The organism is Mesorhizobium sp. M0410 (genome assembly GCF_040321435.1).
Classification (GTDB): Bacteria; Pseudomonadota; Alphaproteobacteria; order Rhizobiales; family Rhizobiaceae; genus Mesorhizobium.
Genome location: NZ_JAMYRN010000031.1, coordinates 17,861 through 33,063, shown reverse-complemented (window position 1 = coordinate 33,063; position 15,203 = coordinate 17,861). Strand labels below are relative to the sequence as shown.

15 protein-coding genes and 1 pseudogene are annotated in these 15,203 nt (G+C 63.3%); 3 read left to right on the top strand and 13 right to left on the bottom strand.

From position 1 onward, the window contains the following. Positions 1–25: 25 nt before the first annotated feature. From NKI63_RS27995 to NKI63_RS27985, 3 genes are all read right to left on the bottom strand, one after another. Positions 26–1,462 carry a multicopper oxidase family protein gene (locus NKI63_RS27995; protein WP_352823981.1) on the bottom strand — a complete coding sequence of 479 codons (1,437 nt, stop codon included), beginning with the start codon at positions 1,460–1,462 and terminating at the stop codon, positions 26–28. Positions 1,463–1,601: 139 nt separating this feature from the next. Next, positions 1,602–2,243, bottom strand: coding sequence for a nucleoside phosphorylase-I family protein (locus NKI63_RS27990; RefSeq protein WP_352823980.1), 642 nt, complete (start codon positions 2,241–2,243; stop codon positions 1,602–1,604). A 332-nt stretch (positions 2,244–2,575) separates the two neighbouring features. After that, positions 2,576–3,244: an ArsR/SmtB family transcription factor gene (locus tag NKI63_RS27985; RefSeq protein ID WP_352704682.1), complete on the bottom strand. Its 669-nt coding sequence runs from the start codon at positions 3,242–3,244 to the stop codon at positions 2,576–2,578. Between the two features lie 70 nt (positions 3,245–3,314). Between NKI63_RS27985 and NKI63_RS27980 the strand changes: the two genes are divergently transcribed. Both NKI63_RS27980 and NKI63_RS27975 read left to right on the top strand, forming a co-directional pair. Then, positions 3,315–4,052: an MBL fold metallo-hydrolase gene (locus NKI63_RS27980; protein WP_352823979.1), complete on the top strand. Its 738-nt coding sequence runs from the start codon at positions 3,315–3,317 to the stop codon at positions 4,050–4,052. A 78-nt stretch (positions 4,053–4,130) separates the two neighbouring features. Continuing rightward, the gene (locus NKI63_RS27975; RefSeq protein ID WP_352509017.1) at positions 4,131–5,321 is read left to right on the top strand and encodes an MFS transporter; all 1,191 of its coding nucleotides are present in this window, start codon (positions 4,131–4,133) and stop codon (positions 5,319–5,321) included. Between the two features lie 56 nt (positions 5,322–5,377). Here the strand turns inward: NKI63_RS27975 and NKI63_RS27970 are convergent, their stop codons facing one another. After that, positions 5,378–5,572 carry a hypothetical protein gene (locus NKI63_RS27970; RefSeq protein ID WP_254819356.1) on the bottom strand — a complete coding sequence of 65 codons (195 nt, stop codon included), beginning with the start codon at positions 5,570–5,572 and terminating at the stop codon, positions 5,378–5,380. A 161-nt stretch (positions 5,573–5,733) separates the two neighbouring features. Next, positions 5,734–5,990 (bottom strand): annotated as a pseudogene (locus tag NKI63_RS27965) (KUP/HAK/KT family potassium transporter); the annotation flags it as partial. A 122-nt stretch (positions 5,991–6,112) separates the two neighbouring features. On the opposite strand from NKI63_RS27965, the gene NKI63_RS27960 reads away from it, so the two are divergent. Then, positions 6,113–6,757, top strand: coding sequence for a hypothetical protein (locus NKI63_RS27960; RefSeq protein ID WP_254819357.1), 645 nt, complete (start codon positions 6,113–6,115; stop codon positions 6,755–6,757). Positions 6,758–6,920: 163 nt separating this feature from the next. Here NKI63_RS27960 and NKI63_RS27955 read toward each other — a convergent pair whose 3' ends face one another. From NKI63_RS27955 to NKI63_RS27920, 8 genes are read right to left on the bottom strand one after another with little or no spacing between them, the layout of a single operon-like run. Next, a complete protein-coding gene (locus NKI63_RS27955) occupies positions 6,921–7,832 on the bottom strand; it encodes an ABC transporter permease (protein ID WP_254819358.1) in 912 nt (303 codons plus the stop codon). Further along, a complete protein-coding gene (locus NKI63_RS27950) occupies positions 7,829–8,929 on the bottom strand; it encodes an ABC transporter permease (RefSeq protein ID WP_352691291.1) in 1,101 nt (366 codons plus the stop codon). The genes NKI63_RS27955 and NKI63_RS27950 overlap by 4 nt, the downstream gene beginning before the upstream one ends. Then, positions 8,926–10,449, bottom strand: a complete 1,524-nt coding sequence (locus tag NKI63_RS27945; protein WP_352704688.1) for an ABC transporter ATP-binding protein — start codon at positions 10,447–10,449, stop codon at positions 8,926–8,928. Before NKI63_RS27945 ends, NKI63_RS27950 begins: the two co-directional genes overlap by 4 nt. Before the next feature lie 2 nt (positions 10,450–10,451). Next, on the bottom strand, positions 10,452–11,546 hold the full coding sequence (locus NKI63_RS27940) for a BMP family ABC transporter substrate-binding protein (protein WP_352704845.1): 1,095 nt from the start codon (positions 11,544–11,546) through the stop codon (positions 10,452–10,454). A gap of 27 nt (positions 11,547–11,573) precedes the next feature. Beyond that, a complete protein-coding gene (locus NKI63_RS27935) occupies positions 11,574–12,953 on the bottom strand; it encodes an amidohydrolase (RefSeq protein WP_352823978.1) in 1,380 nt (459 codons plus the stop codon). Between the two features lies 1 nt (position 12,954). After that, positions 12,955–13,614, bottom strand: a complete 660-nt coding sequence (locus tag NKI63_RS27930) for a glutathione S-transferase family protein (RefSeq protein WP_254819361.1) — start codon at positions 13,612–13,614, stop codon at positions 12,955–12,957. Continuing rightward, entirely contained in the window at positions 13,611–14,456 is an 846-nt protein-coding gene (locus NKI63_RS27925) for an aromatic ring-hydroxylating dioxygenase subunit alpha (RefSeq protein ID WP_352479347.1), read from the bottom strand. The genes NKI63_RS27930 and NKI63_RS27925 overlap by 4 nt, the downstream gene beginning before the upstream one ends. After that, positions 14,453–15,103 carry an aromatic ring-hydroxylating oxygenase subunit alpha gene (locus NKI63_RS27920; protein WP_352823977.1) on the bottom strand — a complete coding sequence of 217 codons (651 nt, stop codon included), beginning with the start codon at positions 15,101–15,103 and terminating at the stop codon, positions 14,453–14,455. Before NKI63_RS27920 ends, NKI63_RS27925 begins: the two co-directional genes overlap by 4 nt. Between the last annotated feature and the right edge of the window lie 100 nt (positions 15,104–15,203).

The following is a 15,203-nucleotide window of genomic DNA, read 5'->3' as shown; positions in this document are numbered from 1 at the left end:
AGTTCTCCTTGGTTGGATAAAACTTTCAGGTCACGCGGAACACTGTCATCAGGCCGGCCATCTGGTGATCGGCGACATGGCAGTGCAGCATCCAGTCACCGGGATTGTCGGCAACGAAGGCGCATTCGATCGTGTCCTTGGGGGCGAGCAGCACCGTGTCCTGCCATTGGCGGTGCGGTACCGGCAAGCCGTTGCGCGAAAGCACCGACAGGCTGAAGCCGTGAACGTGCATGGGGTGCCACCAGGCGGTTTCGTTGCGCACAGTGAGGTGGCAAGTCACGCCGCGTTTGAGCGTAAACTGCGGCGCCATGCCGGCATCGCCATCGCCGGTCATCGACATGCCGTTGATTGCCCAGGCGGCGGCGCCGTTCATGCCGGGCATCGCCATGCCCATCATGCCGCCGACGCCGGCCAGCTTGCCGCCGCCCATCATGCCGCCTTGCAGGACGATCTCATGCCGTTCAGCCTTGGCCAGGTCGGGGGCCGGCAGCGGATTGGCGGGCAGGCGACGCGGAGCATCGAGAAGATGGTGGCGCAGCGGCGGCGCCTTGTCATAGGCAAGCGTTGTCAGCGTGTAGACGGGGCCGTCATAGAAGTCATCGACCACGGCGTGCCTGCTGCCGGGACCACCCTGCATGTCGAGCATAATGTCGATGCGCATGGCCGGCGCCAGCACCAGGCGGCCGTCTTCCGGTTCATGCGGGTCGCAGGGCTGGCCGTCGACCGCGACGATCACCGGACGGTGACCCTCGAAGCGCAGCGCCACCATGCGGGCAAGGCAGGCATTGGCGAGCCGCAGTCTGACGCGCTCACCTGCCGTCACGCTCAGGTCGGCCGGCGCCGCGCCGTTGATGGTGACGGCATTGCCGACGCGGCCCGACATCGACGCATCCATCATGCTGCCGAAGCCGCCGGCGATCTGGCCGTCACTGGTGAGCCGCCAGTCCTGCAGCAGCCAGAGGAGATCGCGGTCGGCGGCGACGGGCTCCCGTTCCTCAACGATCAGCGGGCCGGCGAGTCCACGGCCGATCTGTACCAGGCTGTCGGCATGCGAATGGTACCAGAAGGTGCCGGCATCTGGCGGCGTGAACTCATAGACGAAGTTCTCGCCCGGTCCGATCGGCCTCTGGGTCAGGTCCGGCACGCCGTCCATGGCGTTCGGCAAACGGATGCCATGCCAATGGACGGCCGTGTCTTCGTCTAGTCCGTTCTCGACAGTGATGCGGACCGGCTGGCCCTGCCGCAGGCGCAATGTTGGGCCGGGGGTGGTGCCGCTATAGGTCCAGACTGCGGTAGACGGACCGTCGGCGCCATTGAGCAGCGCCTGGCCCGGGCCGACCTTGATCCGGCGCTCGTCCTCGGTCGAGGCGCGTGCAGGACGCAGCGAGCAGGACACGGCAGCGCCCGCCGCCGCCGCAAAAAACCCGCGGCGCGATATCGAATGACTGAAATCGTATTTCACCCTGCTAGCCCTTTGCGATCTCGATCGATGGCGAGCCACTCGGCATCGAACTGGAATGCTGTATGCGCCCGCGCGCGCAACGATGCGCAACACAGGCGATCAGGCGCCGGGAATCAGCCGCGTCACGGCTGAAACGGCGTCAAGCGCTGAGTCGGGGAGGGTATGGGTCGGGTAGGGAACTTCGTCCCTGCAGGAACGGGGCAGCTTGCGTCGATGGCTGCTGCACGTGGAGAACTGCCGTCACCGCGAGGTCTTGCGGCAGCACCGCCAGCACCGGTGCGATGCAGGTCGGCGGACAATGCATCGGGTTGCCACTGTCGCCGATGTCTTTGAGGCACGCCCTGCAGTCGCCGTTCATGGAAGCACCGGCCAAAGTGCCTGTGCTGGCACCGGTGGACATCGCCATAGCGTCCGCCATCTTGGCCGACATGACGCTGGCCTGAGCGGCAGACAGGCTGAACCCGGCGGTCAGGAAGACCGCTATTAGCATGACGAGGAGATGCTTTGGCGACAGCCGGGCCATCATCCGCCTACGCTGGCCGCAAAATGCAGCTTTTGCAAGTCCCCGATGCTGCGACATCAAGGACTTACGCGATAAGCTCCGGATTGGCTTCGGTGAATTCAGCGTGCGGAACGAATGATGGCTAGTTCCTTCATCGCGAAGGGCCCGGTCGATCAGCACGAAATAGGGCGGTGGTCCAAGCACCGTGATCTGGCCGGCCGAGGTGATGCTGATCAGCAGGCGGCACCCCGACGCGAAAAGCTGCTCGGCGACCGGCACGGCGAACGAGGAGCCGACCGCACAGCCAAATGATGCCAAGCGTCTGGCCATCCAGTTCGAACTCGTGAAGGACGGTATGATAGCAGGCCCAGCCCGACGATGGGCGGGCGCGGCCTTCTTTGCGCAACCGGCGCACTATGTCGCCGTCCGGATCAAGGACACACACAGAAGGCATGCGTTCCGGCGACAGGCCTTTTTGCCGCCGCGCCTCGCGAAGCATGTTTCAACCTGAAACACGGACTCGGCCGAATAGTCCTTCAGCTCAAGCAGCGGTGATCGCGGAACTGGTGGCGTCATGTTGTTCGATCGAAAACTTTTGGCTGCGGGACCACTCAGGCCGCTGCCTCAATTGGAAGGCCTGCGGCCTTCCAATCGGGATACCCGTCCTCGAGCCGGTGAGCGACATACCCTCGCGCCCGCAGTGCCGCGACAGCCTCGAACGAGAGAACGCAATAACGGCCGCGGCAATAGGCAATGACCTCGCGGTTCGCGGGAAGTTCCGCCAGCCGGTTTTCAAGTTCAGCGAACGGGATGTTGAGCGCCCCCGGTAGATGTCCGAGCGCGAATTCGTCCTCCGACCGGACATCGAGAACCGTGACAAGGCCATCACGCAACCTTGAGACAAGCTCTTCACGCGACACAGCCTCCAAGGCGTCGCGAGCCTGGAAATAGTCGGTCATGACGCGGTTGACCTCGGCGACGTTCCGCTCGCCCACGCGCCCCAGAGCCTTCATTAATTCAACCACCAGAACATCTCCTGAAAGGCGATAGAGCATATGCTTGCCATGCCGCTCGGCCTCGACAAGTCGCGCGCGTCGAAGGATTTGAAGGTGGCGCGAGGCGTTGGCAAAGTTGAGGCCGGCCCGAGCCGCTAGTCCTTCGACGCTGCGTTCACCCTGTGCGAGGTGCTCCAGCAATTCCAGCCGGTGCGCATGCCCGAGCGCCTGAGCCACCTCGGCAAGGCTGGCGAAAATCGCCTGTTTTGGTCCAACGCTTGACACGACTGTTCCTCGGTGAAACATTCAGCAGAATAATTGAATATTACCGCAGGCGAGGTAGGGAGCGCAAGCCATGATCCTCCGTCAATTCCTCCATTCCGATCCCGTCGCCGCATCCTACCTGTTCGGATGTCGTGGAAAATCGGCCGCTGCGGTGGTCGATCCGGTCGGTGACATTGCGCCTTACCTTAGGGTCGCCGAGGCGACGGGCATGCGCATCCTCTATGTGGTCGACACGCACATCCATGCCGACCACATTTCCGTCGGGCGGGCGCTCGCTGCAGCGTCCGGCGCGGAATACCTGCTCTTCGAAGGCGCGGAGGCCGGATTCCCGTTTCTGCGCGCCAAGGGCGGTGACGTGCTCGAGCTCGGCAATATGACGATGGCCGACATGCACACGCCCGGGCATACGCCGGAGCACATTTCGCTTTTGGTCACCGATCGGACACGCGCGAGCGAGCCGTGGTTCGCGCTGACAGGCCACACGCTGATGGTTGGCGATCTCGGGCGAACCGAACTGGCAACCGACGCCGAGGCCGGGGCGCGGACGCTGTTTTCCAGCGTGCGCCGTTTCAAGCAACTGCCGGATCACGTCGAGGTGCTGCCCGGCGCATATTCCGGCTCGGTCTGCGGGCGCTCGCTCAGCGGCAAGCCGACATCGACGATTGGCTTCGAGAAGCGCTTCAACAAAGCATTCCGCATTGAGGACGAGGGCACCTTCGTCGCCACGATGGTCGCCGACACACCACCCCCGCCGCCGGATGCGGCGCGCAACCGAGCCACCAATGCCGGGTTGGTCGCCGCGGCCTGACCGATGGGCGTTTCGCGGTCAGCAGGCTCGACTGTCAGACTTGGGCTTAGGGAAAACTGGCGGCAGTTTGCTCTCCTGATGCTGGTGAATGCTTTTGTCGGCGGCATGGTCGGGATCGAGCGAACGGTCGTGCCGCTCATCGGATCGGAAGAGTTCGGCATCACGTCAACGACACTTGTCGTCTCCTTCATCGTGAGCTTCGGCGTGGTCAAGGCGCTTGCCAATCTCGTCTCCGGCCAACTCGCCGATAGCTGGGGACGCAAGCGCGTTCTCGTCCTCGGCTGGCTTGTCGGCTTGCCGGTTCCGTTCATGATCATCTGGGCTCCGAGCTGGGGATGGGTGATTGCGGCCAATGCACTGCTCGGCATCAATCAGGGACTGGCCTGGTCGATGACTGTGGTCATGAAGGTCGATCTCGTCGGTCCGAAATCACGTGGCCTTGCAGTCGGCCTCAATGAATTTGCCGGCTATCTCGCCGTCGGCGTAACGGCATTCCTCACGGGCTATCTCGCTTCGCGATGCGGTCTGCGCCCGGTGCCCATCTATCTCGGGATCGGCTACGCCATCGTCGGCACCGTATTGTCGGTGCTGCTAATCCGTGACACGCGCGACCACCTCCGGTTGGAAACATCCGCTCACGCAATGCAATCCGTGCCGATCAGTTTCCGGGAGGTGTTTGCGCTGACCTCGTTCCGGAATCGCAATCTGTTCGCGGCTTCGCAAGCCGGCCTCGTCAACAACCTCAACGACGGCATGAGCTGGGGTATTTTCCCATTGTTCTTCGTGTCCTTCGGACTTGGCATCGAGCGCATCGGCATCCTGAAGGCGGTCTATCCTGCAACATGGGGAATCCTGCAGGTCGTCACCGGCCCCTTGAGCGATCGCTGGGGCCGCAAGGGCCTGATCGTCGCCGGGATGTGGACCCAGGCCGGCGGTCTGTTTCTTACCGCCGCCACGGGCCGGTTCGAATGGTGGCTCATCGGCAGTCTTCTGCTCGGCCTTGGAACGGCAATGGTCTATCCAAGTCTGATCGCTGCCGTTTCCGACGCCTCGCATCCCAGCTGGCGCGCCCGCTCGCTCAGCGTCTATCGGTTCTGGCGCGATCTCGGCTACGCGATCGGCGCGCTCTCAGCAGGTCTCATCGCCGATCGCTTCGGGCTCTCGTGGGCGATAACATCGATTGCCGCATTGACGTTTGTCTCTGGCGCAATTGTTGCCATCGCGATGCAGGAGGCCGCCAAAGGTTCGCGCCAACCTTCCCGCAGATAGTCGACCGGGGGTCGGCCTGATATCCGATGGCACTCACGGACTCGCTCACACTCATCCTACGGTACATTGGTGTTGCGCAACTGGCCATCATTGCCGGCCTGGCCGTTCGTGATCTGCGCTTCAGTCTCGTCGGCTATCTCGTTGCGGTGTTCTGCTTTGGGGTCGCCTCCAGCACCAGATTGCGAGCCTGCCGGCTCGGCAATCCTTAGCGTGTAGTATTCGATCGGAACGCCTCTCGTACCGACGCGCATCAGCTTGTTCCTCGCTAAAGGAACGCATTCAGGCAGTATGCTCGCATGGGTTGGATAAATCCATATGATGTCGACGCGAGCCAATGCGCCTGTGGGCTCACGTTGGGTTGACGGATGGGCAGGTGCCAAGTCGGACCAGCGCCTACTGTATATGCAGAAGCTTAGACAGCCACCTGGGTTACGATCTCGACCACACGTCCGGTCGGAATCTTGCAATATTCAGTCGCATCAGCCGCCGTGCGCGCCAGCCCGGTGAACAGCTTGTCCCGCCAGACTGGCATGCCGGAATTGGGCGATGTCTTGAGCGAGCGCCGCGACAGGAAGAAGGATCTCGTGATGTCGAACTTCCAGCCTTCTTGCGGCAGATCGCCAGCGCGCGGGGGATGTTGGGCTGCCCCATATAGCCGAAGGTCAGCGTCCCGAAAAACCTTGGTCAAGCAACGGGGTAGAGCCCTCCAATTTCTGGAGCAGGGAACTTGCTTCTTCACGGGAAACACCGGAGGAATGATGATCAACTGAGAATTGATTCGGAGCTTGTGCATGCGCGGGGTGCAAGCGGCTTTGGCTGCGCTGATTCTGACCGGTTCCTTCACTTCCGCCCTCGCCGACAACAGTTCTCCCTTCATCTATTTTGCAACCGAAGATCCTTTCGCTGCCGGTCAACCGACGAAGAACGACGTCTATGTTTTTGGGGGCGTCTTTGTGACCGGGTCCTTCGGGGATACTATCAACGTCTTCGGAGCCGACTATACGAACAATTACATGATTGGAGCTGCTTACGGCCGTGATTTCGCCGATGTTGGCGCCGGTTTTGTCCTTGGCGGTGTGACTGGGGCTGCCATAAGGTTTGGCGAGGACGACGATACATCCGGAGAGCTTTGGGCCGGGATGCGGCTTCGCCACCAGGGCCTTGTCATCGGCGATCTGGCGATTGCGCCAGCGCTGACGGCCGGTGTCAGTGCCGTTACAGGCGTCACCGAGATCGAGCACGCCCGCGAAATCCATTACGATGGCGATGCATCCTTCCTTGGTTTTATCGGCGCGGAGCTTTCTTTCAGACTAAGGCAAGCTCCCAACGTCGAGCTTGTCTATCAACTCCATCACAGATCCGGCGCCGGAGGCACGTTTGGAAACATGGGAGAGGGTTCCAACGCGAATACTGTCGGAGTGCGTTATCGCTTTTAGCTCACGCCTGAATGCTTCGAGTCGGGGCTGACATTCTGTGAGGGTGCGCTGGTTGCCGGCCGCACGCCACGAGAGCGGCCGAGTAGGCGCGCTGGATGGCTTGAGAGCGCGGGCGCAATCCACCATTCTTCACGGGATCCTTGATGGGCCGTACCAAGCGACACTATCGTTCGAAAGGTTCTCCCAGCGAAGCCACGCCGTTGAGCTTGAGCAGACGGCGGTTCGAAGAGATGATGCCGAGCACGATCACGGTCACGAGATAAGGCAAGCTCGATAGAAGTTGCGAGGAAACGTCCAGCCCTGTCGCCTGGGCCGCGAGGCTTGCGAGGGACACGGCGCCGAAGAGGCACGCACCGAGGAAGATACGGCTGGCAAGCCAAGTGCCGAAGACGACGAGCGCAATCGCAATCCAGCCGCGCCCTGCGATCATGCCATCGGCCCAGAGCGGAGTGTAGACCACGGATGCGTAGGCACCGGCGAAACCTGCCAACGCGCCGCCGAAGGCGACCGCGGCGAAGCGCACGGCGATCACCGGATAGCCGAGCGCACGGGCCGCCTTGGGGTTCTCGCCGACGGCGCGGACGACGAGGCCTGTTTTGGTGTAGGCGAACATCGCCCAGATGGCGACGGTCGCGGCAAGCGAAAGCCACACGACAACGTCTTGGGCGAACAAGCCGCCGATCACCGGGATATCCGAAAGCCCGGGCAATGAAAGCTTCGGAAGCCCCTTAACCGTGAGGCTCTCATAGCTCTTGCCGAACAGCGCCGAGAGGCCTTGGCCGAGGATGCCTATGGCAAGGCCTACCGCAACCTGGTTTGCGCGAAATCCCAGCGCGATGACGGCAAAGACCAGGGAAAGAGCCGCGCTGGCGAGGCCCGCGGCGAGGAAACCGAGGAGATGCCCGCCGCCTTGATAGACGATAATGAAGGCGATGACGGCGCCGAGGGCCATCAGTCCCTCCACCCCGAGATTGAGGACGCCGGCCCGCTCGGCCACCAGTTCGCCGAGCGCCGCCAGGAGAAACGGCGTAGCCGCCGCCAACATCCCGGCGATGATGAACTCGACGGCGTTCATGACGTGCTTCCGTGGGCGGCATGGCGCCATTCGAGCCGGTAGCGGACGAAGGCAATGGCGACGAGATATGCGAGCAGCAGGCTGCCCTGGAAAACCCTGACCGCAGCGACCGGCAGATTTGCCGAGACCATGGCGTTATCGCCGCCGATATAGAGGGCCGCCATGAGCAACGCGGAAAAGGTGATGCCGACCGGGTGAAGGCCACCGAGATAGGCCACGATGATGGCGGCATAGCCGTAGCCGGTCGAGATGGAGCGCTGCAGCTGGCCGAGCGGCCCGGCCACCTCGGCCGCTCCGGCGAGGCCTGCCGCGAAACCGCCGATGAGCAGGGAAAGCCAGATCGCCCGTCCTTCGTTGAAGCCGGCGTATCCGGCCGCGCGTGGCGCGAGGCCGCCGACCTGCAGCTTGAAGCCGGCGAAACTCCTCTGCATGAAGATCCAGGCCGCAAGGGAGAACGCGCAGGCGATAAGCAGCGAGACGTTGACGCGGGTGCCGGGGATCAGGATCGGCACCATCGCGTCGGACTGGAACATCACCGACTGCGGGAAGTTGAAGCCGTTTGGGTCCTTCCAGGGGCCGAGAAGCAGGTAGTTGAGCAGTTGCGCGGCAACGAGCGCCAGCATGAGCGATACCAGAATCTCGTTTGCATTGAGCTTCACGCGCCAGAAGGCCGTGAGCGACGCCCACAGAGCGCCGCCCAGCGCACCGATGACAAGCATGGAGGGCCAGATCCATTGGCCCGTTGCCTCTGGGAACCAGATGGGAATGGCCGATGCGAAAATCGCGCCGAGGATGAACTGGCCCTCGGCGCCGATGTTGAAGACCTTTGCGCGAAAGCCGATCGCGAGCCCCTGCGCGATCAGCAGTAGCGGCGCGGTCTTAAGCAGGACTTCCGAGAAAGAGGTCCAAGACAGGAAGGGCTCCAGAAGCATCGCGTGGAAAACGGCTACCGGATCGCGGCCCATAAGGAGGTAGAGCCCGAGATTGAGAAGCGTCGCCAAGGCGAGCGCGACGGGCGGGGCGATCAGTTTGACGGGAAGCGAGGCATGCTCCCGGCGAACCAGAACGGGAAGGAGCGGCGCGGACAGAGCGCTCATGCAGGGACCTTTTTAGCCGTCGAATGCGCGCCGATCATGTAGCGGCCGATCTCCCCGGGTCTCGTGTCGCGCGTCACCAGCGGCGGGCTCAGCCGGCCTTGATGGATCACCTGGATCGAATCGCAGAGTTCGAACAGCTCCTCCAGTTCCTCTGAGATGACGAGGATACCCATGCCTTCGTTGCGCAGGGCAATGAGGCGCCGGCGGATGGCGGACGCGGCGCCGATGTCGACGCCCCAGGTGGGTTGCGCCACGAACAGCAATTGCGGGGACAGCATGATCTCTCGACCGACGATGAACTTTTGCAGATTGCCGCCCGAAAGCGCGCCGGCCTCCGCTTCCGAACCGGGCGTGCGCACGTCGTATTGCCGGATGCAGTCCTCGGTGAAAGCCTTCACCTGGTTCGTGTCGACGAGGCCGCGTTTCAACAGGCCGAACGGATGGGCGGTCAGAAGGCTGTTGAGGACGAGCGACATTTCCGGCACCGCGCCGCGGCCAAGCCGTTCCTCGGGAACGAAGGCGAAGCCCAGTCGGCGGCGGGCGGCCGCGTCGAGCGCGCCGACATCCTTTCCCATCATATAGATACGGTCGGACTGTTCGCGCGGCAGCACCGTTTCGCCTGAAATCAACGCTGCGAGTTCACTCTGCCCGTTGCCCGATATGCCCGCGATCCCGAGGATCTCGCCGGCCCGGACCGTCAGGCTGACGTCGGAAAGCGCCACCGCGAAGGGATCGTCCGGCCGATGGTCGAGGCCGACGATTTCGAGGCGCTTTTCGCCGCCGGAATGCGCAAGCGCCGGCATGGGCTGCGGCATGTCGCGGCCGATCATCATCCGGGCAAGGTCGTGCGCGTCGTGGTCGCGCGGGTCCACGCGGCCGGTGATGCGCCCGCCGCGCAGGATGGTCGCGCGGTCGCAGACCGCGCGGATCTCCTCCAGCTTGTGCGAGATGAACAGGATGGAGACGCCGCGGTCGCGCAGCCGCCGTAATGTCTCGAATAGCTTGTCCACCGATTGCGGGGGCAGGACGGAGGTCGGTTCATCGAGGATCAGGAGTTGGGGTTCGGTCATCAGGCAGCGGATGATTTCCACCCGCTGCCGCTCTCCGACAGAGAGCGCGTGCACATGGGCGAGCGGATCGACTTCGAGTCCGAACTCGCGGCCGAGCATGCGGATGCGATCCGCAAGATCCGATTTGCCCCTGGGCACGACCAGCCGGATGTTCTCCACCACCGTCAGCGTCTCGAACAAGGAGAAATGCTGGAAGACCATGCCGATCCCCTTGCGCCTCGCATCCGCCGGGGAAGCGAGGGCCAGGGGTTCCCCTTTCCAGGTCGCCATTCCGGCGTCCGGCTGCTCGACGCCATAGATCAGCTTCATCAGCGTCGACTTGCCCGCTCCGTTTTCCCCGAGGATCGCATGGATCGAGCACGGAGCCACATCCAGATCGATGTCTCTATTGGCATGGATTTGGCCGTAGCTCTTGGAGATGCCGCGCAGCGACAGGAGCGGGGTGGTCATGGTTACTTGGGCAGCGGCGTGGTGACACCCTTGACGTGCCAGTCCATTGCGACGATCTCGGCATCGGTCATCGTTTTGCCGGCGGGGACTCCCTCGCTGCCGTCGGCCTTGGCGAACGGACCGGCAAAGGGCGAGAAGCTGCCGCCGGCGATCTTGGCTTCAACCTCTTTGATCCTGTTCATCATGTCGGCCGGGATACCCGGGTTCCAGTCAACGACCTCTACAACCTTGTCGCCGACACCTAGGAAAGCGTTGACGCCCTTGAACTTACCGGCGAGGTGGGCGTCGACCGAGGCTTTGAAGAAGGGTGACCAATCGGTCGCCACGCAGCCTAGATAGGCTTTAGGCGCATATTTTTTCATCGACGAATTGAGGTTGAAGGCAGGGACGCCGGCCTCCTCGCAGGCCGACACGACGGAGGGCGTGTCCTGCGCGTTGGAGAAGATTACGTCGCATTTCTGCGCCAGCAGCGCCTTGGCGGCTTCCTGCTCCTTGGCCGGATCGAACCAGGAGTTCACCCATACGACCGAAACCTCGACATCGGGTTTCACTGCTTGCGCGCCCAGCGTGAAGGCATTGATGGAGGTGATCAGTTCGGGAATGGCGAAGGCGGAGACCGAGCCGAGCTTGCCGGTCTTTGACAGCGCGGCGGCCGCCATGCCCATCAGGTAGGTACCCTGGAAATATTGGGCGGCGAAGGGCGAGAAGTTCGGCGCTACCTGGAAACCGGAAGCATGCAGCACGGTGACGTCGGGGTTACGGCGCGCGATCTGCAGGGCACCGTTCTGGTAGCCGAAGGAGCCGGCGATCAGGAACTTGTTCCCGTCGGCGACCACCTTGTTCATGATGCGGTCGGCATCCGGTCCTTCCTGTATATTCTCGATGATGGTGACCTTCACCTTGTCGCCGTAGGCTGCCTTCACCGGCTCGAGCCCGTCGGCGAGCGCACGGCCCCAGCCGACATCGCCGACCGGCGACGGGACCACGAGCACGATGCCCAGAGGTTCGTCGGCAGCAAGCGCGCGGCCACCCACCGCTGCGACGAGTCCGGAGGCGGCCGCGCCCTTCATCAATGTTCTGCGGGTAAGATTTGTCAGCATGTAGGTTCCCCTTGTTTTCGGTTTCTAGAATTCCACGGTCGCGAGCGCCGCCTCGGCTTCAGCGAACAGCTGCGCCTCGTCGAGCCCCGGGAACTCGCCCTTGGCCCAGACGATGCGGCCGTTGATCATGGTCATGTCGGTCGGCATCCCGATGCCCACCTTGGCAAGCAGGCTCAGCGGATCGTGCCGCGTGCCGACATAGTCCATGCGCCGCGTGTCGATGGCGAAAAGGTCGGCAGCCATGCCAGGCGTCAGCCTGCCGATGTCGCCGCGCCCGAGCAGCGCCGCGCCCCCGGTCGTCGCATAACCGAGAAAATCGGCCGGCGGCGGAACGGGATGGTCGCGTGTCGATGCCGACAGACATTGCAGCATGTAGGCGGAATGGATGCAGTGCATCAGGTTGGAATTGTCGTTCGAGGCTGCACCGTCGCAACCTAGTCCTATGCTGAGGCCGAAGGCCGACATCGCCGGGATATCGGTGATTTCGGCGCCGACGAGATAGACCGGCTCAGGGCAATGCGAAACGCCGGTGCCGCTTGAGGCCATCTTGCGCAGCTCGTCGTGGGTTAGCTCCCAGCAATGGGCATAGAAGGCATCCGGCCCGCAGAAGCCGATCTCCGCGCAGTAATCCACCGTCCGCATGCCGTGACGGTCCTCGATGACCGGGCTTTCGCCCTCGCCGACATGGGTATGCATACGCACCCCGCGATCACGCGCTAGCGCCACCGATTCCACGAAGGTCTCGCGATAGCAGCTGACTGGCTGGCAGGGCGCGACGGCCACCTGGCGCATGCTGAAAGGACCGGCATCATGATAGGCGTCGATCAGCCGGGCGCAATCGGCGATGAACTCGTCCGTCGTCTCCAGCATGGCATCGGGGATGGTCGAGCCTTTCGATTTCGGTAGCGTGTTGCCGCCGCGTCCGGCATGGAAGCGCATACCGAGGAGTTCGGCTGCTTCGAACTGCCGGTCGACCAGCCGCTTGCCGGCCTTCCACGGAAAGCAATACTGGTGGTCGAATGCGGTCGTGCAACCGTGCTTTATCAGCTCGGCCATCGCCGTGACCGAAGCGTGGTAGAAGCATTCCTCGGTCAGCCGCGAGAAAATGGGATAGATGCGGTCGAGCCATTCGATGACCGACAACTTCGTCCAGTCCAGATCGGCGCGGTTGCGCAGGAAGCATTGAAAGAAGTGATGATGGGTGTTGACGAGGCCGGGATAGACGAACCAGCCGGCGGCGTCCTGCGTGACGGTCCCGACGGGCAACTCTCCCTTGTCGAGGCCTTCGCCGATGGCCCGTATCGCCGGGCCGTCGGTCAAGACATCGACATTGCGCCGGATGTCCGGACCGTTGCCCTCGTCCACGATGACCGCTGCGCAGTTCTTCAGCAAGTGGCCCGCCAAGTCACGCCTCGCCGGCTTCGAGGACGGGCTCGGGCTTCAGTTCGTGCAGCCGGTGGATACCGGGCATCTCGATGAAGCCCTCGAGACTGCGGATCGCCCGCGACCAGAGCCGGATCGCGGGATAGGGGTCGAGCGAAACGCCGCCGTCCGGCGCCAGCGCCACATAAGGAAAGCAGGCGACGTCCGCGATCGTCGGCCTGTCCGACGCGAGGAAGCGCTGGCCGCGGATATGCTGTTCGACGAGGCCGGCTTCCAGCTCCCGCAGGGCCGCTATCCCCTGCCCATGAAGGGTGGCGATATCGCCCGGACGCAGCAGCATCTCGTGCAAGCGCGCCGCCCCCAGGCTGCCGGTCAGCCGATGCGAGAAGGAAAGCCATTGCTGGACGCGTGCCGCCTGCAGAGCAGTATCGTTGCCCAGCCATTGCGGTGCGGCCTTCGCGGCAAGATAGACCAGCATGGCCGAGGATTCGGTCAGGACGAGGTCGCCATCCTCCAGGATCGGGATCGAACCCGCCGGATTGAGCGCCATGAGTTCGGGACCGCGATGCTCGGCGCCGGGATGGAAATCGACGGGGCGGATGTCAAGCTTCACCCCGGTCAGCGCCGCCATCAGGCGCGCCTTGTAGCAACTCGGGGACAGCACGTAGTCGTAGAGCTTCATTGCGCCACCAGTTGCGCGCCGTATGTGTAGCCGTGGCGTTTCAGCCAGCGCCGGTAGGCAACCGATGTCAGGTCCGCCCTTGTGGGGATCTCCATGCCCGGATCGAGCGGCAGCAGCCTCGGGATCTGGTTTTCGAGAATCGACCGGTCCTGAAGGAAGATCGTCTGCTGGAAATGGATCAGGTCTGCCATCGATGTTTCGTCGTCGAACAACGCCATCCACGGCCAGACGTCGCACAGGTCTTCGGCAAGCGGCTGCACGAAAAGCGTGATGACGTCCCATTCATCCGGGCGCGGCGGGCAGGTCTTGTAGAGGATCGAGCAGGTCGGCGCAGGCACGCGATACATGTATTCGGTGGTTATGCCGCCTTCCGCCGACTTGGCGGCCTGCGGCTGGTAGAACTTCACCTGGGTCGCCCAAACCTCGTCTTCGTCCTCCCGTATCTCGACCTTGTAGTTCGGGACTTCCGTGTGCGGTTCGGCCCCTAATATGTCCGTATGCACGAAGGGGAAATGCGCAATGTCCAGGAAGTTCTCCACCGCGCGCAGCGGCGAGCAGCGCACGCGCACAACCCCGACATCGACGAGCCGGCGGCCGGGCTGATCAGCCTCGGGGATGGCAAAGAGCGCCTTTTGCGGGTCGCCGAGCGACGACCAGACATGGCCGTAGCGGATGCAGACCGGCAGGGCACGCCCGTTGCTGCCCGTAACCTTCGCGTTTCCGTCTGCGCCGAGCCTCACCCCGATCGGCTCGCCCATGAGCGCCGTCTGGCGCTCATGCGTGTCAAGCCGGCCGGCAAGGCCGACCGGATACCATTCGTCGATCATCGCGTTGCGGGTCATTGGGCGACGCCACCGCGCAGAATATCCTCGGCGGTCCGCCGTAGCGTCTCGGCTGCCCTCGACGCAGCGATACGCTTGGCCGGACCAGTGCCTTCGTCGACCAGAACATGCATCAGCGTCCGCGCTTTCTTCTGGGGGGTGAGCAGCAGCCGTAGGGTCTGGGCATTTTGCGCGTAGTCGAGCAGGCCTCCGTCGGCCTTCGTACCGGCGGCCGCCTCCAGGGCTGCAATGCCCGCCTCTACTATCATGGAGCGAAGAGGGGCTAGGCCGTCGAACCGCGGCGGCCGAGCGGTGGGTTCGCCTACGGAAATCCATATGATTCCGCCGCTGTCCTCGACGGGCTGTGTTGCGACACCAATCGTTTCCGGCGGCGTCAGGCCCGGATGGGCCGGAATGCGCAAGCAGTTTCCGGCCTGGGCATAGCTCCAACCGTGATAAATGCAGGACAGGGCCTCACCGCGCACGAAACCACGGGAAAGGCGCATGCCGCGATGAGGGCATCTGTCCGCGAAGGCCGCCGCGCGGCCGGACCGGCTTCGCCAAAGGGCAATCGGTCCGACCGGGGTTTGCGCCGGCATTACGGTTCCCGCTGGCAAGTCCGCGGAGAGGGCAACTGGCATCCATGAGCCGGACGGATAGGGCAGCATGCATCAACCTTCGAACGACATCGACCCATCTTCCCAAATGCAGATTCGCGGTCAAGGCATGACGATCAGCCCGATCACGTTTGCACAATATTTTCGCACT